Source organism: Lysinibacillus sphaericus OT4b.31, assembly GCF_000392615.1.
In the GTDB taxonomy this organism is placed as follows: Bacteria; Bacillota; Bacilli; order Bacillales_A; family Planococcaceae; genus Lysinibacillus; species Lysinibacillus sphaericus_B.
On the sequence record NZ_KB933398.1, the window covers coordinates 166,183 to 188,064 of the forward strand.

The 21,882-nt window shown below is 39.7% G+C and carries 19 protein-coding genes, 1 rRNA gene and 1 riboswitch; of the genes, 19 read left to right on the plus strand and 1 reads right to left on the minus strand.

Translation table 11 applies throughout. The annotated features are described in order from the left end of the window. From rrf to purD, 14 genes are all read left to right on the plus strand, one after another. Positions 1–93 (plus strand): 5S ribosomal RNA (gene rrf / locus H131_RS00785). Between the two features lie 563 nt (positions 94–656). After that, complete coding sequence (locus H131_RS00790; protein WP_010857131.1) at positions 657–851, plus strand: NETI motif-containing protein; 195 nt, start codon at positions 657–659, stop codon at positions 849–851. 93 nt (positions 852–944) lie between these two features. Further along, positions 945–1,043, plus strand: a riboswitch (purine riboswitch). A 213-nt stretch (positions 1,044–1,256) separates the two neighbouring features. Continuing rightward, a complete protein-coding gene (purE, locus tag H131_RS00795; RefSeq protein ID WP_010857132.1) occupies positions 1,257–1,745 on the plus strand; it encodes a 5-(carboxyamino)imidazole ribonucleotide mutase in 489 nt (162 codons plus the stop codon). Further along, positions 1,742–2,866 (plus strand): 5-(carboxyamino)imidazole ribonucleotide synthase, encoded by a 1,125-nt coding sequence (gene purK, locus H131_RS00800; RefSeq protein WP_010857133.1) that lies wholly within the window; start codon positions 1,742–1,744, stop codon positions 2,864–2,866. Before purE ends, purK begins: the two co-directional genes overlap by 4 nt. Positions 2,867–2,879: 13 nt before the next feature. After that, entirely contained in the window at positions 2,880–4,175 is a 1,296-nt protein-coding gene (gene purB / locus H131_RS00805) for an adenylosuccinate lyase (RefSeq protein ID WP_010857134.1), read from the plus strand. A 137-nt stretch (positions 4,176–4,312) separates the two neighbouring features. Further along, positions 4,313–5,023 (plus strand): phosphoribosylaminoimidazolesuccinocarboxamide synthase, encoded by a 711-nt coding sequence (gene purC / locus H131_RS00810; RefSeq protein ID WP_010857135.1) that lies wholly within the window; start codon positions 4,313–4,315, stop codon positions 5,021–5,023. 2 nt (positions 5,024–5,025) lie between these two features. Then, positions 5,026–5,274, plus strand: a complete 249-nt coding sequence (purS, locus tag H131_RS00815; RefSeq protein WP_010857136.1) for a phosphoribosylformylglycinamidine synthase subunit PurS — start codon at positions 5,026–5,028, stop codon at positions 5,272–5,274. Between the two features lie 2 nt (positions 5,275–5,276). Further along, positions 5,277–5,960, plus strand: coding sequence for a phosphoribosylformylglycinamidine synthase subunit PurQ (gene purQ / locus H131_RS00820; RefSeq protein WP_010857137.1), 684 nt, complete (start codon positions 5,277–5,279; stop codon positions 5,958–5,960). Further along, positions 5,947–8,181: a phosphoribosylformylglycinamidine synthase subunit PurL gene (gene purL, locus H131_RS00825; RefSeq protein WP_010857138.1), complete on the plus strand. Its 2,235-nt coding sequence runs from the start codon at positions 5,947–5,949 to the stop codon at positions 8,179–8,181. Before purQ ends, purL begins: the two co-directional genes overlap by 14 nt. Further along, complete coding sequence (gene purF / locus H131_RS00830; protein ID WP_010857139.1) at positions 8,157–9,581, plus strand: amidophosphoribosyltransferase; 1,425 nt, start codon at positions 8,157–8,159, stop codon at positions 9,579–9,581. Before purL ends, purF begins: the two co-directional genes overlap by 25 nt. Positions 9,582–9,706: 125 nt before the next feature. Continuing rightward, positions 9,707–10,762, plus strand: coding sequence for a phosphoribosylformylglycinamidine cyclo-ligase (purM, locus tag H131_RS00835; RefSeq protein ID WP_010857140.1), 1,056 nt, complete (start codon positions 9,707–9,709; stop codon positions 10,760–10,762). Then, a complete protein-coding gene (gene purN, locus H131_RS00840; RefSeq protein ID WP_010857141.1) occupies positions 10,762–11,334 on the plus strand; it encodes a phosphoribosylglycinamide formyltransferase in 573 nt (190 codons plus the stop codon). The genes purM and purN overlap by 1 nt, the downstream gene beginning before the upstream one ends. Positions 11,335–11,512: 178 nt before the next feature. Continuing rightward, on the plus strand, positions 11,513–13,039 hold the full coding sequence (purH, locus tag H131_RS00845; RefSeq protein ID WP_010857142.1) for a bifunctional phosphoribosylaminoimidazolecarboxamide formyltransferase/IMP cyclohydrolase: 1,527 nt from the start codon (positions 11,513–11,515) through the stop codon (positions 13,037–13,039). A gap of 111 nt (positions 13,040–13,150) precedes the next feature. Beyond that, the gene (purD, locus tag H131_RS00850; protein ID WP_010857143.1) at positions 13,151–14,407 is read left to right on the plus strand and encodes a phosphoribosylamine--glycine ligase; all 1,257 of its coding nucleotides are present in this window, start codon (positions 13,151–13,153) and stop codon (positions 14,405–14,407) included. A 137-nt stretch (positions 14,408–14,544) separates the two neighbouring features. On the opposite strand, the gene H131_RS00855 is transcribed toward purD, so the two are convergent. Then, positions 14,545–14,967 (minus strand): DUF2892 domain-containing protein, encoded by a 423-nt coding sequence (locus H131_RS00855; protein WP_010857144.1) that lies wholly within the window; start codon positions 14,965–14,967, stop codon positions 14,545–14,547. A 444-nt stretch (positions 14,968–15,411) separates the two neighbouring features. Between H131_RS00855 and H131_RS00860 the strand changes: the two genes are divergently transcribed. From H131_RS00860 to pcrA, 5 genes are all read left to right on the plus strand, one after another. Further along, positions 15,412–17,139, plus strand: coding sequence for an adenine deaminase C-terminal domain-containing protein (locus tag H131_RS00860; protein WP_010857145.1), 1,728 nt, complete (start codon positions 15,412–15,414; stop codon positions 17,137–17,139). A gap of 19 nt (positions 17,140–17,158) precedes the next feature. After that, on the plus strand, positions 17,159–18,208 hold the full coding sequence (locus H131_RS00865; protein WP_010857146.1) for a DUF3048 domain-containing protein: 1,050 nt from the start codon (positions 17,159–17,161) through the stop codon (positions 18,206–18,208). A 14-nt stretch (positions 18,209–18,222) separates the two neighbouring features. Next, positions 18,223–18,543, plus strand: a complete 321-nt coding sequence (locus H131_RS00870; RefSeq protein WP_010857147.1) for a YerC/YecD family TrpR-related protein — start codon at positions 18,223–18,225, stop codon at positions 18,541–18,543. 109 nt (positions 18,544–18,652) lie between these two features. Next, positions 18,653–19,342: a heptaprenylglyceryl phosphate synthase gene (gene pcrB / locus H131_RS00875; RefSeq protein WP_010857148.1), complete on the plus strand. Its 690-nt coding sequence runs from the start codon at positions 18,653–18,655 to the stop codon at positions 19,340–19,342. A 274-nt stretch (positions 19,343–19,616) separates the two neighbouring features. Then, positions 19,617–21,869, plus strand: coding sequence for a DNA helicase PcrA (gene pcrA, locus H131_RS00880; RefSeq protein ID WP_010857149.1), 2,253 nt, complete (start codon positions 19,617–19,619; stop codon positions 21,867–21,869). The last annotated feature ends 13 nt before the right edge of the window (positions 21,870–21,882 follow it).

Below are 21,882 nucleotides of genomic sequence, written 5' to 3' on the forward strand. Positions count from 1 at the left end.
GCAAAGAGGTCACACCCGTTCCCATACCGAACACGGAAGTTAAGCTCTTTAGCGCCGATGGTAGTTGGGGGCTTCCCCCTGTGAGAGTAGGACGTCGCTAGGCAAAATGTAAAAGTCGAGGATTTATTCCTCGACTTTTTTTGTTTTATAAATTATAAAAATTATATTTTACTTGAAATAGACGCTACAATATGTCGAATCATTATAAAGTTCTCTTACTGCTTTTACCATTCTAATCATAAAAATCTAAAGTATGAATAAATCTCATTTTATTGAGAGTGAATCAATGGTAACATGTCCATTTTGTGAGATTCTTTCAAAGGTAGAGAAAGCTTTTATTATTTATGCACATGATATTGTTGCTTTTTAGATATGTACCCGATAAATAAAGGACATGTATTAGTTGTTTTGAAAAAACACTAGCATGAATTCAGTGCGGTTGACTCTGATTAATATTATACGCCTGCTATAATTTTTTTTAAAAACTGAGCGCTTCTGTATCAATAGAAATCTTCATGTTTTCACCTTCTCCATAAATTTATTGCGTAATTAATAATTGTTACAAAATCGTGTATTCTTGAAATATCATATCAGGGTATAATGAATGTCAAGAAAGGAAGAATATTAAAAGACAAGAAATTGGAAGGAAGAGTACTTTGGGGAAAAAGCAAATTTGGTATGAAGTAGAAGAAAATGAGACGATTGACGAATGCTTGACGAGAATGCGTCACGACGGTTATCTAGCGGTAGGGCGGAAAGAGGAACCGATTTTTCATATAGTAGATGGAGAACCAACGTATTTACGTCAAAAAATACAATTTAAAGCGATGTTGTGTCAAGAATTTGAATAAATTTGACTTAAAACCGAACAATGCTAATTGTCGAAAATAAATCGTTCGCATTTTTGCATTGACGATAGTGTTTTCAATTGTTAAAATGTGATAAGGAAAAACAATTAAATCCCTCATATATGCTAGAGGATTGGCTCTAGTGTCTCTACCCAGCACCGTAAATGCTGGACTATGCGGGAAAGCAACTTTTGGCATGTTACGGGAAGGTGTGTGTACAGATGTGTAAATCTGCATATTCTTTTCATAATAAGTCCTCAAGTAAGCTGCTTTCACGTGTATTGTAGAGAGTAGTTTATTTGGGGATTTTCTATGTAGATAAAAGTAAAGAAATGCAGTGGCTATTGAATAATAGAGGCTAGCACAATAATCGATCATTTTTCTATCGTTTAAAAGGAGCGACAATTCATGAATCCGAAAATCGGTGTCATTATGGGTAGTTCAAGTGACTGGGAAACAATGAAGCATGCATGTGATATTTTAGATGAATTACAAGTACCGTACGAGAAAAAGGTAGTATCCGCACATCGTACCCCTGATTTAATGTTTGAATACGCAGAAGTAGCACGTGAGCGAGGTATTCAAGTAATTATTGCAGGTGCTGGCGGTGCGGCACATTTACCTGGAATGGTGGCAGCAAAAACGACGTTACCAGTTATTGGTGTACCTATACAGTCTCGTGCACTTAATGGGCTTGATTCGCTTTTATCTATTGTCCAAATGCCAGGTGGTGTTCCTGTAGCAACTGTTGCGATTGGTAAAGCTGGAGCGACGAACGCAGGCTTGCTGGCAGCGCAAATTTTGTCGACAACTGATGCAGAGCTTGCTAACAAACTAGATGCTAGACGCGAGGCGACAAAGCAACAGGTATTGGAAAGCACAGGTGACTTAGTGTGACAAAGATTATTTATCCCGGACAAACGATAGGTATAATCGGTGGGGGACAACTTGGTCGTATGATGGCACTTGCTGCAAAGGAAGCGGGCTATAAAATTGCCGTTTTAGAACCTTCAATGGATTCCCCTTGTGGACAGGTGGCAGATATTCGTATTGTGGCACCATACGATGATGAGTCAGCATTAGAGGAACTTGCAGAAGTAAGTGATGTAATAACGTATGAGTTCGAAAATATTGATTATGACGGCTTAAAGCGTTTAACTCAAATGGCTTACGTACCACAAGGAGCAGAATTAGTTCGCATTACACAAAACCGTGTAACCGAAAAGGCAGCGATAGTGAACGCAGGTTGTCCAGTAGCGCCCTATGTAGTGGCTGGAACATATGAAGAGCTAGTAGACAACATTGATACCATTGGATATCCGTGTATTGTGAAAACAGCACGAGGTGGTTACGACGGCAAAGGACAGCAACTTCTAAAGTCAGCAGTAGACCTCCCATTAGCGGAAGGGCTTTTCGCTCACTCACAATGCATAGCTGAGGGATTTGTCCCGTTCGTGAAAGAGGTATCTGTTATTGTACAACGGAATGGTGATGGGCAATCATATTGTCAGCCAGTTGGTGAAAATATTCATGTGCATCATATTTTACATGAAACAATTGTACCGGCACGTATCAAAGATGAAACAGCGTTAGCAGCTGAAAGTGAAGCTTTGAAAATTGCAGATTATCTAAATTTAGTAGGCACACTGGCGGTAGAAATGTTCGTTTTAGCAGATGGTGGCATTATTATTAATGAATTAGCACCAAGACCTCATAATTCAGGTCACTTTTCAATAGAAGCATGTAATGTATCACAATTCCATCAGCATATTCGTGCTGTTTGTGGTTGGCCACTGCGCAAACCACAACTATGGGCATCAACAATTATGGTGAATGTTTTAGGGCAACATGTAATGCCACTAAGTAACTCAATTGCAAAATATCCTGATTGGTCATTGCATCTTTATGGGAAAGCTGAAGCTAAGGTGAACCGAAAGATGGGCCACGTAACGATTATGACAAAAGATTTGGACCATACTTTAAAAGAAATCGAGCATTCTGGCATTTGGTCAGAATAGAAGGAGATACGCAATGATTGAACGTTACACAAGACCCGAGATGGGTGCAATTTGGACAGAACAAAATAAATACCAGGCTTGGTTAGAGGTTGAAATTCTAGCATGTGAGGCTTGGGCAGAAATTGGCGATATTCCTAAGGAAGATGTAGCAAAAATTCGTGACAATGCTTCCTTTGATGTAAATCGTATTTTAGACATTGAGAAAGAAACACGCCATGATGTTGTAGCCTTTACGCGTGCAGTTTCCGAAACGCTAGGTGAGGAACGTAAATGGGTGCACTATGGCTTAACTTCGACAGACGTAGTTGACACAGCACTTTCTTATATTATTAAACAAGCGAATGATATTTTACGACAAGATATTGTGAAATTTATCGATATTATTGCCGTAAAAGCAAAAGAGCATAAGCATACGGTTATGATGGGACGCACACATGGTGTTCATGCAGAACCAACAACTTTTGGCTTAAAGCTAGGCTTATGGTATGAAGAAATGAAACGTAACCTAGAACGTTTTGACGCAGCAACGCAAGTGATTGAAACTGGCAAAATGTCTGGAGCAGTTGGCACATATGCCAATATCGATCCACGTGTTGAACAATATGTATGTGACAAATTAGGCTTGGCTGCATCACCGATTTCAACACAAACACTACAGCGTGATCGTCATGCACAATATTTAGGTGCATTAGCATTAGTTGCAACATCAATTGAAAAATTCGCAACTGAGATTCGCGGCTTACAAAAATCCGAAACACGAGAAGTAGAAGAAGCTTTTGCAAAAGGACAAAAGGGCTCATCAGCAATGCCGCATAAACGCAATCCAATCGGTTCTGAAAACATGGTTGGTATGTCACGTTTAATGCGTGGTTATATGGTAACAGCTTATGAGAATGTAGCGTTATGGCATGAACGTGATATTTCACATTCATCGGCAGAGCGTGTGATTTTACCGGATGCAACAATTACATTGAACTATATGTTAAATCGCTTTGGTAACATCGTAAAAAATTTAACAGTATTCCCTGAAAACATGAAACGTAATATGGGCCGCACATATGGGCTGATTTACTCTCAACGCATTTTATTAGCACTAATCGATAAAGGCTTAGTGCGCGAGGAAGCCTATGATACAGTACAGCCATTAGCAATGCAGGCGTGGGACGAGCAAGTTCAATTCCGTACGTTAGTCGATGCAAGTGAAAAAGTTACATCGTATTTAACAAAGGAAGAATTGGATGAGTGCTTTGACTATAACTATCATTTACAGCATGTAGACATGATTTTTGAGCGTCTTGGACTAAACTAACTTTTATTCAATCATTCGACTAAATAAAGTTAGTGCCGTTGACAGATGTTACGGATTTTGAATTGCTTAAGTACAATTCAAAATCCGAACATCAATGCGTCTAAGCGTATTTCATAATAATCTGGGGGAATGACGAAATGAATAAAGATCAACTTTTGTATGAAGGTAAAGCAAAAAAATTGTATGCAACTGAGGAGTCTAATGTACTCCTAGTAGAATACAAGAATAGTGCAACAGCATTTAATGGTGAGAAAAAAGAAGAAATCGCAGGAAAAGGTGTATTAAACAATCGCATTACTTCATTAATTTTCAAAAAATTACAAGCAAACGGAATTGCGTCACATTTCGTAAAACAATTGTCTGATACAGAACAACTTGTGAAAAGGGTCGAAATTATTCCAATCGAAGTCGTAGTACGAAACATTGCGGCTGGCAGCTTAGCTAAACGCCTTGGCTTTGAGGAAGGCACACCATTAAAACGCCCAATCGTTGAATTTTATTATAAAGACGATGATCTAGGCGATCCGTTAATATCAACGGAGCATATTGATGTACTAGAACTTGCAACACCAAAAGAAGTGACAGCAATGTATGATGGCGCATTAGCTGTTAACAAAGTACTGCAACCAATATTCGCAGATGTGAACGTTACTTTAATTGATTTTAAATTAGAATTTGGACGTGATACAAATGGCGATGTGCTACTGGCAGATGAAATTTCACCAGATACGTGCAGATTGTGGGATGCAGAAACTAAACAAAAGTTGGACAAAGACGTCTTTCGTCGAGACCTTGGTGATTTAACTGAAGTATATACTATTATTCTTTCTAGACTCGGAGGCAAATAACAATGAAAAAAGTTAAAATTTTCGTAACATTACGTGAGAGTATTCTAGATCCACAAGGCTCAGCAGTACAAGGTTCTTTAGCAAAAATGGGTTACGGCGAAGTAGAGGAATTACGTATTGGTAAATATCTAGAGCTTACAATCAGTGATTCAGCGCGCGATATCGACACTCTAGTAAAAGAAATGTGTGAAAAAGTTTTAACGAATGTAGTAATTGAAGATTACCGTTACGAAGTCGAGGAGGCTAACTAATCATGAAATTCGCAGTACTCGTATTCCCTGGGTCAAACTGTGACATCGATATGTATCATGCGATTAAAGATGAACTAGGTGAAGAAGTAGAATATGTATGGCATACAGAAACGGATTTAAGTAGCTTTGACGGCATTTTAGTACCAGGAGGCTTCTCTTATGGTGACTATTTACGTTGTGGTGCAATGGCAAACCAATCTAACATTATGGCAGAGGTTAAAAAGGCAGCAGATGCTGGTAAACCTGTGTTAGGTGTATGTAATGGATTCCAGATTCTAACAGAGGCTGGCTTATTGCCTGGTGCATTACTACGTAACAAAAACTTAAAATTCATGTGCCGTACGATACAGCTTAAAGTTGAAAACAACAATACATTATTCACAAATCAATATGAGCAAGGTCAAGTAATCAATATTCCAATCGCTCACGGTGAAGGTAACTATTACTGTGACGAGGAAACATTACAAAAACTACAAGATAACAATCAAATCGTGTTCACATACTCAGGAGAAAATCCAAACGGTTCTTTAGCAGATATCGCAGGGATTATTAACGAGCGCGGCAATGTATTAGGTATGATGCCTCACCCAGAACGAGCTGTTGCTGCACTTGTGGGCGGAGCAGACGGTCTAGCAGTATTTAAATCAATTGTGAAGCAGTGGAGGGAAAATCATGTCAACAACTAAGTTTGAGCCAACAGCACAGCAAATTAAAGATGAAAAGCTATACGCTGGTATGGGGATGTCAGACGAAGAATTTGCAATGGTAGAAGGTATTTTAGGTCGTCTGCCTAACTGGACAGAGACAGGTCTTTTCTCAGTAATGTGGTCTGAGCACTGCTCATACAAAAATTCAAAACCAGTATTACGTAAATTCCCTACGAAAGGTCCTCAAGTATTACAAGGGCCTGGTGAAGGTGCGGGAATCGTAGACATTGGTGATGAACAAGCAGTTGTATTTAAAATGGAATCCCATAACCATCCATCTGCAATCGAGCCTTATCAAGGTGCAGCAACTGGTGTTGGTGGTATTATCCGTGACGTATTCTCAATGGGGGCTCGCCCGATTGCGATGTTGAACTCTTTACGTTTTGGTGAGTTGAAGTCAGCACGTGGTAAATATTTATTTGAAGAAGTCGTAGCTGGTATCGCTGGATACGGTAACTGTATCGGCATTCCAACTGTAGGTGGCGAAATTCAATTTGATCCTTGCTATGAAGGAAATCCACTTGTTAACGCGATGTGTGTTGGTTTAATCGACCATAAAGATATTCAGCGTGGTATTGCTGCTGGGGTCGGTAATACAGTCATGTACGTTGGTGCGAAAACGGGTCGTGATGGTATCCATGGAGCGACATTTGCATCCGAGGAATTGACGGAAGACTCAGAAGATAAACGCCCAGCAGTTCAAGTAGGGGATCCATTTATGGAGAAGCTTTTACTTGAAGCATGTTTAGAAGTTGTGAAATCTGATGCACTAGTGGGTATTCAAGATATGGGTGCGGCTGGTCTTACTTCATCATCGGCTGAAATGGCTTCGAAGGCTGGCTCAGGTGTAGAAATGAATTTAGACTTAGTGCCTCAACGCGAAACAGGCATGACAGCTTACGAAATGATGTTATCCGAGTCTCAAGAACGTATGTTATTAGTTGTGAAAAAAGGTCGCGAAGATGAAATTAAAGCGATTTTCGATAAATATGATTTAGATGCAGTAGCTATTGGTGTCGTTACAGATGACAAAATGCTTCGTCTACTTCACAACGGTGAAATAGTAGCGAATGTGCCGGCTGATGCCCTTGCAGAAGATGCACCAGTTTACCATAAACCATCTGCTGAGCCTGCTTACTATGCAGCGTTCCAAGCAATTGACAACGCTGAACCAGTGGTAAGTGATTACAAAGAAACGTTAAACGCATTGTTAAAAGCACCCACTGTTGCTTCTAAAGAATGGGTTTACGAGCAATATGATTATCAAGTACGTACGTCAACAGTTGTGGCACCAGGTTCAGATGCTGCAGTTATACGTGTACGAGGAACAAACAAAGGTCTTGCAATGACAACTGATTGTAATTCTCGTTACATTTACCTTGACCCAGAAGTGGGTGGTGCAATTGCAGTAGCAGAAGCGGCTCGTAATATCGTAGCAACTGGTGGAACACCACTTGCCATTACAGATTGCTTAAACTTCGGCAATCCAGAGAAACCAGAAATCTTCTGGCAAATTGAAAAATCAGCTGATGGTATCTCAGCAGCATGTACAGCACTGAATGCTCCAGTAATTGGTGGTAACGTATCTCTTTATAACGAGCGTTCTGGTGTAGCTGTTTATCCAACACCTACAATCGGTATGGTTGGTCTAATTGAAGACTTAGCACATGTGACTACACAAGAAGTGAAAGCTGCTGGCGATATTGTATTTGTGATCGGTGATACAAAAACGGAATTCGGTGGATCAGAGCTTCAAAAATTATTAAATAACGGTGTTATTTCAGGTAAAGCACCAACTATCGACTTAGCGGTTGAAGCAGCCCGTCAACAAGCATTACTAAAAGCAATTAAAACTGGGCTTGTACAATCTGCACATGATGTAGCAGAAGGCGGTCTTGCAGTAGCAATTGCTGAAACAACATTTGCCGCTAATGGTTTAGGTGTTGATGTGACACTAACTGGTTCTGCAACAACGGTATTATTCAGTGAAACACAATCTCGTTTTGTAGTAACTGTTAAAGAAGAAAATGCTGCTGTATTTGTTGAGACTGTAAAAGATGCACAAAAAATCGGTGTCGTAACAAACGATGCGCTTGTTAAAATCAACGGTGACAACGGTGTGCTTGTAGAAGGTACAGTGGAGGAATTCCGTTCTAATTGGAAAGGAGCAATCCCATGCTTGCTGAACTCAGAGGCTTAAACGAAGAATGTGGGGTGTTTGGTATTTGGGGGAACCCAAATCCAGCACACCTTAGTTATTACGGGCTACACGCTCTTCAACACCGTGGACAAGAAGGAGCTGGTATCGTCGTGTCTGATGGTCAGCACCTTCGCGCGGTGAAAGGCGAAGGACTAGTTAATGATGTATTCAATGAAGATAAATTAAAGGCAGTCAACGGGAAAGCGGCAATTGCCCATGTCCGTTACACAACTGCCGGTGGTGGCGGTATCGAAAATGTTCAGCCATTACTATTCCATTCATCAACTGGTAGCCTTTCAATTGCTCATAACGGAAATTTAGTCAATGCGACTCACTTAAAACAATATTTAGAGCGTCAAGGCAGTATTTTTCATTCCAGCTCTGATACAGAAGTGCTGGCGCATCTTATTAAGAAAAGCTCGCATTCGCCATTCCGTGCAAAGGTGAAAAATGCCCTGTCATTATTAAAGGGCGCGTACTCATTCCTAATAATGACTAAAGATGAAATGCTTGTTGCACGTGATCCACATGGTTTACGTCCTCTTTCTCTAGGAAAGCTTGGAGATGGATGGGTTGTTGCTTCTGAAACTTGCGCATTCGATTTAATCGGCGCAGAGTTTGTTCGTTCTATTGAACCTGGTGAATTGTTGATTATTAACGATGAGGGCGTGAAGTCTGATCGTTTCGCTGATATGGAAAACCGTGCAATGTGTGCAATGGAATATGTGTACTTAGCACGTCCTGATTCGGATATCGATGGCATTAATGTGCATATGGCACGTAAACGTATGGGAAAACAGCTCGCACGTGAATGTGCACATATCGAGGCTGATGTAGTGACAGGTGTGCCGGATTCTAGTATTTCTGCGGCAATTGGTTTTGCTGAAGAAAGTGGAATTCCATATGAGTTAGGTTTAATTAAAAACCGCTATGTAGGTCGTACATTTATTCAGCCAACTCAGGAATTACGTGAACGTGGTGTGAAAATGAAACTTTCACCTGTTGTGCAAGTCGTGAAAGGCAAACGAGTAGTAATGGTTGATGATTCTATCGTTCGAGGCACAACGTCGCGTCGTATTGTAAAAATGTTAAAGGATGCAGGTGCTGCTGAGGTGCATGTTGTGATTTCTTCGCCACCAATGACGGATCCTTGTTACTACGGTATTGACACTTCGACACATGAGGAATTAATCGCTTCCAGTCATAATGTCGATGAAATTCGTGAAGCGATTGGTGCAGATTCTCTTACATTCCTTTCTGTTGAAGGTATGGTGGAGAATATCGCACGACCATACGATGATGAAAACCGAGGCCTTTGCTTAGCATGCTTTACAAGCAAATATCCAACTGAAATTTTCCCTGATACAATCTTACCACATGAAAAAGAACTACTACATTAAGGTTATGTGTACAGGCAATCTTAACGAGCCTTTGGCAGATGTCACAGTTGACTTTTGCAGGAAAGTGATGCAACTAGGTACGATTGCTGAGCAAAGGCGTAATTGATTAAAAGGAGGATCTCTGCATGTCAAAAGCGTATGAACAAGCAGGTGTAAATATTGAAGCGGGCTATGAAGCTGTTAAACGAATGAAGTCTCACGTTGAGCGTACAAACCGTCTAGGTGTGATGGGTACGTTCGGTGGTTTTGGTGGAATGTTTGACTTGTCAGAACTAAAGCTAAAAGAACCTGTTCTTATTTCAGGTACTGATGGTGTAGGAACAAAATTAAAATTAGCATTTATGGTAGACAAGCACGATACAATTGGTGTGGACTGTGTCGCAATGTGCGTAAACGATATTGTAGCGCAAGGTGCTGAACCACTGTATTTTTTAGATTATGTGGCACTTGGTAAGGCAGAGCCAGCGAAAATCGAACAAATTGTTAAAGGCGTAGCAGATGGCTGTGTGCAATCTGGTGCTGCATTAATCGGTGGTGAGACTGCTGAGATGCCAGGCCTATACGAGGCGGACGAGTATGATTTAGCAGGATTTGCAGTAGGCGCTTGCGAAAAATCAGGCATTATCACAGGTGAAAAAATTGTAGAAGGTGACGTACTTGTAGGTCTTGCATCAAGTGGTGTGCATTCAAATGGTTATTCATTAGTTCGTAAAATTGTCTTTGCTGACAAAGGTTTTGCAGTTAATGAAGTTGTAGAAGGCTACGAAGACCTTGGCCCAATCGGTGAGGCGCTACTATTGCCAACAAAATTATATGCAAAACCAGTACTTGCTGCTCTAAAGGCAGCCGATGTACATGGTTGTGCGCATGTAACAGGTGGTGGCTTCTATGAAAATTTACCACGTATGATGCCAGAAGGTTTAGCAACTGAAATTGACCTAGGCTCTTGGCCAGTTCTTCGTATTTTTGAATTCTTAAAAGAAAAAGGCCAGCTAGAAGACAAAGATCTATATAATGTCTTCAACATGGGCATTGGTTTCGTTTTAGCAGTACCAGCAGAAGAGGCAGAGAAAGTAATGGCTACAGCACAAGCAAATGGTGAAAAAGCATACAAAATTGGTCGCGTTGTGAAAGGCGAGGGTGTTGTATTTAACGGCACGCATGATGGGAGTTTAGTGTAATGGCTGCACCTACTAAAATTGCCGTGTTTGCTTCAGGTAGCGGTAGTAATTTTCAAGCCATTCAAGAAGCTATTGAACATGGTGCACTAAATGCCAAGGTCGAGCTTGTTGTCACAGACAAGCCCACCGCATTTGTTGTAACACGTGCTAAAAACTTTGGTATTCCGGTTCTAGCATTAAATCCGAAAGAGTTTGCATCGAAGGCAGATTACGAGACTGCGATTATTGAAGCTTTACACGAATGCGGTGTCGATTGGATTGTGCTGGCAGGCTATATGCGTTTAATCAGTGAAGTGCTTCTGACGGCATACTCGCAGCGTATCGTCAATATTCACCCATCATTATTGCCTTCTTTCCCTGGAAAGGATGCAATTGGGCAAGCCATCGCGCATGGTGTCAAAATAACTGGTGTTACTGTGCATTTCGTAGATGAAGGCATGGATACAGGGCCTATAATTGCACAAGCGGCTGTGTCAGTGGTCGATGGTGACCGTCAGGCAACAGAAACCGCAATTCATAAAGAAGAGCACTTGTTATATACAAAGGCATTACAACAATTATTTACGTCATAAAACCGATTGATATAATTCGCGCAGGTAGATGCGGAGAAATGCTCGATTCTCCGCAAGCTTTACTGAAAATGGAGAGATTCCACCTGAAATGGTGTTGTTCAATATAGATTTAGTGCTCAATCAAGATAAGCGAGACATTTTCGTGGCTAACACGAGATAAAACTAGGAGGATTTCGTTGTGACAAAACGTGCATTAATCAGTGTTTCCAATAAAGATGGTATTTTAGAATTTGCTAAAGAATTAGTGGCATTAGGTTATGAAATTTTATCAACTGGTGGTACGAAAAAAATGTTACAAGACAATAATGTTGCTGTAACAGCAGTAGATGAAGTAACAAAATTCCCAGAAATATTAGATGGTCGTGTGAAAACTTTAAACCCAATGATTCACGGAGGTTTATTAGGGAAATTTGACGATGCTTCTCACCAAGCACAAATGAATGAGCATGGCATAGAACCTATTGACATTGTATGTGTCAATCTTTACCCGTTCGTTGAAACAATTTCAAAGCCTAATGTAACATGGGATGATGCCATCGAAAATATTGATATCGGTGGTCCAACAATGCTTCGTTCTGCAGCGAAAAACCATCAATATGTTACAGTAATTGTGGACAGCAATGACTATGCAACCGTATTAGAGGAACTACAAGCAAATAGCGCAACAACTATTGAAACACGTCGTAAGCTAGCTGCAAAAGTATTCCGACACACTGCTGCTTATGATTCATATATCTCGAATCATCTAACAGAAGAAGAATTCCCAGAAAGCTTAACGATGACATATGAGTTAAAACAAAATTTACGCTATGGTGAAAATCCTCATCAAAAAGCAGCATTCTATCAAAAGCGTCTTGGTTCTGACTTTTCTTTAGCTTATGCCACACAATTACATGGTAAGGAATTATCATACAATAATATTCAGGATGGCAATGCAGCGCTTCAAATTGTCAAAGAATTCAAAATGCCTGCGGCAGTAGCAGTCAAGCATATGAATCCTTGTGGTGTAGGAACTGGTGTAACTTTAGAAGAAGCTTTTGATAAAGCATACGAAGCAGATTCAACATCTATTTTCGGTGGCATTATTGCTTTAAACAGGGAAGTAGATGCACCGACTGCTGAAAAATTGAGTCATATTTTCTTAGAGATTATTATTGCACCATCATTTTCGCAAGAAGCGCTTGCTATTTTAACGCAAAAGAAAAATATCCGATTATTAACGATTCCATTCGAGCAAAGGAAGCAAGATAAATTGAATGTTGTATCTGTTGAAGGTGGCCTACTTGTACAAGAGCCAGATCGTTATGGCTTTGCCAACGCAAATATCAAAGTTGTCACAGATCGTGAACCAACTAATCAGGAATGGGAAGCTTTACAACTGGGTTGGGCGGTCGTGAAACATGTAAAATCCAATGCAATCGTTGTCACGGATGCACAAATGACATTAGGTGTCGGAGCAGGGCAAATGAATCGCGTTGGCGCAGCAAAAATTGCTTTTGAGCAAGCAGGTGAAAAAGCGCAAGGTGCAGCATTAGCATCCGATGCGTTCTTCCCAATGAGCGATACAGTAGAAGCAGCGGCAGCGGCAGGTATTACAGCGATTATTCAACCAGGTGGCTCCATTAAAGATCAGGATTCCATTGATAAAGCGAATGAGTTTGGCATAACAATGGTATTTACGGGAGTACGTCATTTCAAGCATTAATTAACAAGAAATGTCGAAGGCCTTAAATGCCTTAGAAAAGAATATACAGACATTAAGACCGAGATGTTGGTTCATCTCGGTCTTACTCACAAAAAGGAGGATTCTCTAATAATGAATGTATTAGTAATCGGAAGCGGTGGTCGTGAACATGCGATTGCCAAGCAGTTTAGTATTTCTCCATCTGTAAATAAAGTTTTTGTAGCTCCAGGTAATGACGGGATGCGTGGTGATGCCGAAGTCGTTGCAATTGACACAATGGATTTCGCGGGTCTTGCACAATTTGCAAAAGAAAATGCAGTAGATTTAACATTTGTAGGTCCTGAGCAGCCACTCGCTGTAGGGATCGTAGATTTCTTTACTGAGCGTGGCTTACGGGTATTTGGCCCGACAAAGGCTGCAGCACAAATTGAAAGTAGTAAATCATACGCGAAGGATATAATGAATAAATATAATATCCCAACGGCTGCACATGAAACATTTACAGCAGCAGAAAAGGCTATTGCATACATTAAAGAGCAAGGTGCACCAATCGTTATTAAGGCGGACGGTTTAGCTGCTGGTAAAGGTGTCGTTGTAGCCATGACTGAAGAAGAGGCAATTGAAGCAGTTCAGGACATGATTGGCAATCAGCGCTTTGGTGAGTCATCATCTCGCGTTGTTATCGAAGAATTCCTTGATGGGGAAGAATTTTCCTTTATGTCATTTGTCCATAAGGGACAAATATATCCAATGGTTATTGCTCAGGATCATAAACGTGCTTATGATGGTGATAAAGGGCCGAACACAGGTGGGATGGGTGCCTATTCACCAGTACCACAAATCTCACAAGAAGTAGTGGACGTAGCGTACAAAACAGTTGTTGAACCAACTGTTAAAGGAATGGATGCAGATGGCGTATCGTTCACAGGGATTTTATATGCGGGTCTTATTTTAACGCAAAACGGGCCAAAAGTGATCGAATTTAATGCGCGCTTTGGTGACCCAGAAACACAGGTCGTGCTACCACGAATGACTTCCGATTTTGGTGCGTTCATGACTGCGTTAATGGATGAAAGACCTTTTGATTTACAATGGTCAAATGATGCCATGTTAGGCGTTGTAATTGCAGCTGAGGGCTATCCTGGTGATGTAGAAAAAGGAAATGCGTTACCGGACTTAGAGTCATTAGCTGACTCGCACGCGATATACCACGCTGGCACGAAGCTAGTTGATGGAAAATTTGTTGGTAATGGCGGACGTGTATTACTTGTTAGTGCAAAGGCTCCTACTTTAAAAGAAGCACAAGAAAAAGTATATGCAGGAATCACAACAGAGGAATGGCATAATTTTATTTACCGTAAAGATATCGGTTGGCGTACTTTGAAATAAGTGTATTAATGGCGTTCACTAATCCCTATTGTATAGTGGAAACATGCCATACCAACCTTGAAAATTAAAACTGTGGCTAAGCTTGGTCGCTCGATAGGAAAAACCGTCTCAACAGTTAGTTGAGACGGTTTTTTTGACTAAGAAGGATTTTGAGCTTTATTTGTGGCGCTAGCACTGCCTGAGGAATTTGATTTTTGAGAAGCACTGTTGTCAGTGGACTTAGCAGCCGAATTTGTATCTGACGCATTACCAGAAATAGCCGAAGAGAAATCCTTCATAAGCTTATTGATTTGGTCAGAGGACATAGAACCTTGTCCATTGAGCATACTTTGCATAGAGGTGCTCATGGCACTTTGCATATTGGAGCTTAGCAAAGCTTTAGTCGGACAATATTTAAAGATCCCCTCAGCCATTTTCATGGCACCTAATGCAATCATCAATCGACCTTTTGTACAGTCAGGATTTCTAGACACTTTGGCAATGCCAAACGCCGTCATACTTGTACCAAGAACAAAGCGTGAAAAGGCATTTTTATCACTCAAATTAGCTTGCTGCATCATGTAAATTTCCTCCTTTAGTCATAGTGGAAAAAAAACGGGGTGCTACAAATTGAAACAAGATGATACACAAAGCATGCTTGTATGCGTTTATGCAATAGTAGTATGTGTACGAGATGAATAACTAAACCTGAATATAAATGCTCCGTATGGCAATAAAATCCTGTTCAAAACAGCAAGGTAATATGGCTTCGTTTTAACAGTCAGTGTTCGGAGTTTGCAAGAGCTACAATAGAAATTTGGTATAATCCATGTCCAATCTGTGAAGCATAGCTTGTTTAGTACGCGGTGTGCTATAGAAAAATATTGATAAATACAAACTCTTAGTTAAAAGGGGTGTATTATCTTGTTAAAATATAGTAAATTATTAAATAGAAAAAACTTGCTTTGGCAAAGTGAAATGTTACGATATAGATACAAAACTCTATAGGAGAGGAGTATAGAAAAATGGATTACCATTGGAAAATAAAAGACGTGAGAAATCATATTAATATTATTAATGGCGAAAATAATCCAGATATTGTTTTTCAAAATGCTCGCTATTTACATAGTATGCTTAAACAGTGGGTTAAAGGTAATATTTGGGTAAGTGGAGATAGAATTGTTTATACAGGGCAAGAGATGCCAAAAAATGTGGTTGGGACAGAAATAATTGATGTAGAGAATAAAGTAATAGTCCCGGGATATATCGAACCCCATGTGCATCCAACACAACTATATAATCCGCAATCTTTTGCTGACTATGCAGCCCAAGGAGGCACCACTACTTTTATTTCAGATAATTTAACACTTTTATTAATGTTAAAAGAAAAGAAAGCGTTTTCACTAATTGAGAAACTAAATACACTACCGTTCATATTTTATTGGTGGGCTCGCTTTGATGCACAAACAGAAATTTATAATGAAGAAGAAATTTTCACAACATCTTCTGTTCAGCAATGGCTGGATAGATCTGACGTATTATTAGGTGGGGAACTAACGGGATGGCCCCGTTTGCTACAAGGTGATAATCAAATGCTCCATTGGATTTTACAAGCAAAGCACATAAATAAAAAGATAGAAGGCCATTTCCCAGGTGCGTCTTCTAATACATTGGCGAAGATGAAGCTGATTGGTGCAGACGGTGATCACGAGGCGATGACTTTTGAAGATGTGGAAAAACGAATCTTACATGGATATGCAGTCACGTTGCGTCATTCTTCTATTAGGCAGGATTTAGAGAGCATATTAAAAGATGTAATAGATAAACAGCTTGCTATTTTTGATCACTTAATGATGACCACTGATGGCTCAACGCCGAGTTTTTATCGTAAGGGCGTTATGGACCAATGTATTCAGCTTGCTTTGGATGCAGGGGTATCACCAATCGATGCATACCAAATGGCTTCCTATAACATTGCTCGTTACTATGATTTAACTCATTACCAAGGAATCATTGCGACAGGCCGAGTGGCGACGTTCAATATTTTGAAAGATGAATTTACGCCAACGCCAGAAAGTGTGTTATCTAAAGGAGTTTGGCTGAAGCGTGATGGGATAAAGAGTTATACCTTCGATGCAGTCGATTGGCAGGAAGAGAAGAACTTTGAAGTGAGCTTTGATGTGGAAGAAAAAGATTTTCAATTCTCTACACCATTAGGCATAAAACTTGAGAATGATGTAATTACGAAGCCTTATAATGTGACTGCCCAAGTAGTGGACGGGCAAATTATTGGAGATTTAGATGAATGTTTTTTAATGCTTGTGGACCGCAACGGTAAATGGCGAGTCAATACTTTTATTAAGGGATTTGCGACAAATATTGACGGATTAATTTCTTCCTATTCTAATACAGGGGATTTTATTTTTATTGGTAAAAATTTACATTCTATGAAAAAAGCTTTTGTTGAATTCAAAAAGATGAAAGGTGGAATTGTCTTAGTTGACAAGGATGAGGTTATTGCTTCAATTCCGTTGGCCATCAACGGTTTATTGTCAGAAAGTAACTTTGAGGAATTAATGGACCAGGAGCTTGTTTTAAAACAAGCACTTATGGATCGAGGCTATCACCTAGGTGATGCTATTTATTCTCTATTATTTTTACAATCCACCCACTTACCTTATATTCGCATTACGCCAAAAGGTATTTTTGATGTGATGAAGAATAAATTATTATTACCAGCAGTGATGCGTTAATCGCGGAAGGGGAATGATTGTGTTTAAATCGAAGAAATTATTTATGGCATTAGCATTTAGCGCTTTGTTCATCGGAGGATGTTCAAAAGATGCATCAGAAGTGGAAGAAGATGTTGCGACAACTGAAAAGGAATCAGTTATTGAAGAGCCTGTTGAAGAAGTTGAAGTTGCGCCATTAACAGGAGAAGCTGTCGCTGAAGAAGTAACACAACGTCCAATTATTGTGACGATTAATAATCATCCTGCTGCTCGCCCGCAATCTGGTATCGCAGCAGCCGATATGATTTATGAAATGTTAGCAGAAGGTAATGTTACTCGTTTATTAGCAATCTATCAAAGTGAGTTACCACAAAATGTTGGACCAGTTCGTAGTGCACGTTCTTACTTTGTCGATATGGCGAAGGCCTTTGGTGCATTTTATGTAGCACATGGCTATAGTCCAGAGGCAAAATCAATGCTTAGTAATAATGTAGTAGACAATATTAATGGTATGAATTATGATGGAACACTTTTCAAACGTTCAAATGAGCGTGTGGCGCCACATAACTCATATATTACTTCAGAAAACATTTTAAAGGGTGCCGAAAAAGTAGGCGCTTCAATGAATTACAGTGAAAAAGTACGTCAGGCTTTTTATGAACCCGATGAACGTGGTAAAATAGGCGTTGAAACAAGTCAAGTTGACATTTACTATGGAAATAATGAGTATTTCCACAATTCGTATGTGTATGATCATCAAAACAATCGTTATGGACGACAATCGGCTGGCGTTGACACAAAGGATATGTTGACAGGCGAAGCACTAACAGTTGCGAATGTTTTATTCTTTGAGATGAAGCATCAAACAATTGATAATGTAGGTCGCCAAGATATTGATTTAACATCTGGTGGAAATGCGTATGTATTTCAAAATGGCTATATGAGAGAAGTCAAATGGGCTAATAGGGATGGACTACCAATGGCTGTTGAAGAGTCTGGCGAGTTAGTGAAGTTAGTACCAGGAAAGTCTTGGGTTCATTTCGTACCATCTTCACCAGGGTTACAAGCAATGGTGAAAACGCAGCCTTAAAAGGAGGAAATTGCATGCAAATCGAAAAAATTCGAGGGCATCAAACAGATCAGTTATTTAAAGCAGTGTTAGAGCTAAACGACATCGAAGAATGCTATAAATTTTTTGACGACTTATGTACGATTAGTGAAATTCAATCGCTAGCACAACGTTTTGAGGTTGCACATTTATTACGTTTAAAGAAAACCTACGAATCCATTAAAAAGGAAACGGGTGCAAGTACAGCAACCATTTCACGTGTACGTCGTTGCTTTGATTATGGGAATGATACATATGATGAAATGTTAGGTCGTTTGTATCCAGACGAAAAGCCATTCCAAGCACCAAAAGAATAATAAGTAAGAGGCTGAGTAGTGTTTCTGCTCAGTCTTTTTCATTTTTTTGTCGAGAATCATAAGCTATACTTGTAAACGAATAGATAGAAAATGATAGGTGGTAAAATAAATGGATTATTTAGAGTGGAGACATGTGTTCAAGCTAGATCCGGCTAAAGAAATATCGGATGAGGCACTCGAAAAAATTTGCGAATCAGGAACAGACGTAATTTTAGTTGGCGGCACAGATGGCGTAACTTTAGATGGTGTATTAGACTTGCTTGTACGTGTTCGTCGCTTTGAAGTACCTATAGCACTTGAAATTTCAACGATAGAATCGGTGACACCGGGTTATGACTATTATTTCATTCCGACGGTGTTAAATAGTGATGATCCAAAATGGATTAAAAATATACATCATGAGGCCATTAAAGAATACGGCGATATTATGGTTTGGGATGAACTCGTCGCTGAAGGATATTGTATTTTAAATCCAGATTGTAAAGTAGCTGAAGTAACAGGGGCGAAAACAGATTTATCAATAGATGATGTTGTTGCTTATGCACGAATGGCCGAAAACTTCTTTAAACTACCTGTATTTTATATAGAATATAGCGGGATGTATGGTGATATTGAACTTGTACGTGCTGTAAAAAGTGAATTGCAAAATACAAAGCTATTTTACGGCGGTGGCATTACTTCTACGAAGCAGGCGGCGGACATGGCAAAATATGCGGATACGGTTGTTGTTGGCAATATAATCTACGAAGATTTAAAAGCCGCACTTGCGACTGTTAAGGCTGTTAAAAATACGATATAATTAAGAACAAACGTTTGAGTAATTTTATTCAGTGGACATTGAAACACTATCTTAATGAAATTACAATCTCCGGCGAGTGCCTTAGATTTACTCGTGAAAATTTATAGAGTCATGTACATTTTGTAAAAGCTTACCCTACAAACTTCGTTTTAACGATAAGGCTAACAACACTGCATTGTTAAAGACGCTACGTTGTAAGGCTTTGTTGTACGACTTTGCATTATACAAGATTTTGCGAAAAGCTCGCCATGGGGAATTTGATTGGAGGTGCAATATGGAGCAGTTAACGAAAAACTTATTAGCAGGAATGAATCCTGAGCAAGAAAAAGCAGTGAAAACAACAGAAGGCCCACTGCTGATTATGGCAGGTGCAGGCTCTGGGAAAACAAGAGTATTGACGCATCGTATTGCGTATTTGGTAATCGAAAAGGAAGTATATCCATCAAAAATTTTAGCAATCACTTTCACAAATAAAGCTGCACGTGAAATGCGAGAACGTATTGATGGTATCCTCGGGAATGGCACTGGCGACAGCATGTGGGTATCGACGTTCCACTCAATGTGTGTACGCATTTTGCGTCGTAACATCGATCAGCTTGGTATGTCACGTAACTTCTCAATTTTAGATTCTACGGATCAGTTATCGGTCGTGAAAAATGTCATGAAGGATGAGAACATTGATCCTAAACGATTTGAGCCGCGTGCTATTTTAAATGCGATCAGCTCGGCCAAAAATGAGTGTATCACAGCCGATGAATATACAACCAATATGAATGAAAATAACCCGTATGAAAAAACGGTTGCGCAAGTATACAAAGGCTATGAAAAACGTCTACGTCGCAACCAATCACTCGATTTTGATGATTTAATCATGAAAACCATTACATTGTTTAAGCGTGTACCAGAAGTGCTTGAATACTATCAAAATAAATTTCAATATATTCATGTCGATGAATATCAAGATACAAATAAATCACAATATCTACTCGTACAGCTACTCGCAAAGAAATTTCAAAATATCTGTGTCGTAGGGGATTCTGACCAATCGATTTATCGTTGGCGTGGTGCAGATATCGGAAATATCCTTTCATTTGAAAAAGATTATCCAAATGCTAAGGCAATTATGCTAGAGCAAAATTATCGCTCCACGCAACGCATCCTGAGAGCGGCTAATGACGTCATTCAAAATAATACGACGCGTTATCCAAAAGAACTACGCACAGAAAACGTAGAGGGTGAAAAAATCGCTCTGTACAAAGCCTATAACGAACAAGAAGAAGCACAGTTCGTCATCCAAACGATCCAAGAGCTTATGAAAAAAGAAAATCGCTCATTTGATGATTTCGCCATTTTATATCGAACAAATGCACAATCTCGTGTAATGGAGGAAGTGCTTGTTAAATCTAATATGACCTATCAAATCGTAGGTGGCACAAAATTCTATGATCGAAAAGAGATTAAGGATTTACTGGCGTATTTACGGCTAATTGCCAACAATGATGACGATTTATCGCTCGCACGAATTATTAATGAACCAAAGCGTAGTATTGGCGCTACTTCATTTGAAAAGATGGCACGCTATGCGATAGATCAAGATCGTTCGATTTTTGATGCAATGAATGATCTTATATTTATGGGGTTAACGGGTAAAGCTGCAGCTTCAGCAGAGCACTTTTATGCACTAATTAAAGGCTTTACAGATATGCAAGAATTTTTATCTGTAACGGAGATTGTCGAGCAGGTCATAGAGAAATCTGGTTATCGTGCAATGCTACAAAACGAAAAGACCATTGAAGCAGAAAGCCGTTTAGAAAATATTGAAGAATTTTTATCTGTAACTAAAGCGTTTGAGGAACGTAGTGATGATAAGAGCTTAATCGCCTTCCTAACAGATTTAGCACTAATTGCGGACATTGATGCACTCGATAAAGAAGATACATCGAAGGGCAGCATTATTTTAATGACGATGCATGCTGCAAAAGGTTTAGAATTCCCTGTCGTCTTCATTATTGGGATGGAGGAAAATATTTTCCCGCACTCTCGTTCACTTGACGATCAGGATGAAATGGAAGAGGAACGACGTCTTGCTTACGTAGGTATTACACGTGCGGAGGAACGTTTGTATTTAACTTGTGCGCAATCTCGTACGATTTTTGGACGTTCGAGTTTCAATAATGCTTCTCGTTTCTTACGTGAAATTTCAGAGAATATTACGGAATCCATATCTAAAGCTGGTACCAAACCTGAGGTACCTTTTGCAACTGGTAATCGCTCTTCTGGCGGCTATCAAAAACGTACACTAGGCAGCGTACAGCAAACACAACCAGCTACTGCCCGTTTACAATCAACTGGCGGCGACCAGTTTGGATGGAAAGCTGGAGATAAGGCTGTTCACAAAAAATGGGGAACAGGTATGGTTGTAAGTGTAAAAGGCGAGGGTGATAGTACAGAGCTTGATATCGCATTCCCACAACCAATTGGTATTAAGCGATTACTTGCACAATTTGCACCTATTGAAAAAGCGTAAGCGGAGGAACTTA

What these genes read in the sequence shown, in the direction of transcription:
- purC (WP_010857135.1), top strand. Translation starts at nt 4,313, where the DNA reads ATGAATAAAGATCAACTTTTGTATGAAGGTAAAGCAAAAAAATTGTAT.
- purN (WP_010857141.1), top strand. Translation starts at nt 10,762, where the DNA reads ATGGCTGCACCTACTAAAATTGCCGTGTTTGCTTCAGGTAGCGGTAGT.
- purS (WP_010857136.1), top strand. Translation starts at nt 5,026, where the DNA reads ATGAAAAAAGTTAAAATTTTCGTAACATTACGTGAGAGTATTCTAGAT.
- purL (WP_010857138.1), top strand. Translation starts at nt 5,947, where the DNA reads ATGTCAACAACTAAGTTTGAGCCAACAGCACAGCAAATTAAAGATGAA.
- purM (WP_010857140.1), top strand. Translation starts at nt 9,707, where the DNA reads ATGTCAAAAGCGTATGAACAAGCAGGTGTAAATATTGAAGCGGGCTAT.
- purB (WP_010857134.1), top strand. Translation starts at nt 2,880, where the DNA reads ATGATTGAACGTTACACAAGACCCGAGATGGGTGCAATTTGGACAGAA.
- purD (WP_010857143.1), top strand. Translation starts at nt 13,151, where the DNA reads ATGAATGTATTAGTAATCGGAAGCGGTGGTCGTGAACATGCGATTGCC.
- H131_RS00860 (WP_010857145.1), top strand. Translation starts at nt 15,412, where the DNA reads ATGGATTACCATTGGAAAATAAAAGACGTGAGAAATCATATTAATATT.
- purF (WP_010857139.1), top strand. Translation starts at nt 8,157, where the DNA reads ATGCTTGCTGAACTCAGAGGCTTAAACGAAGAATGTGGGGTGTTTGGT.
- pcrB (WP_010857148.1), top strand. Translation starts at nt 18,653, where the DNA reads ATGGATTATTTAGAGTGGAGACATGTGTTCAAGCTAGATCCGGCTAAA.
- H131_RS00870 (WP_010857147.1), top strand. Translation starts at nt 18,223, where the DNA reads ATGCAAATCGAAAAAATTCGAGGGCATCAAACAGATCAGTTATTTAAA.
- purQ (WP_010857137.1), top strand. Translation starts at nt 5,277, where the DNA reads ATGAAATTCGCAGTACTCGTATTCCCTGGGTCAAACTGTGACATCGAT.
- H131_RS00855 (WP_010857144.1), bottom strand. Translation starts at nt 14,967, where the DNA reads ATGATGCAGCAAGCTAATTTGAGTGATAAAAATGCCTTTTCACGCTTT.
- purE (WP_010857132.1), top strand. Translation starts at nt 1,257, where the DNA reads ATGAATCCGAAAATCGGTGTCATTATGGGTAGTTCAAGTGACTGGGAA.
- pcrA (WP_010857149.1), top strand. Translation starts at nt 19,617, where the DNA reads ATGGAGCAGTTAACGAAAAACTTATTAGCAGGAATGAATCCTGAGCAA.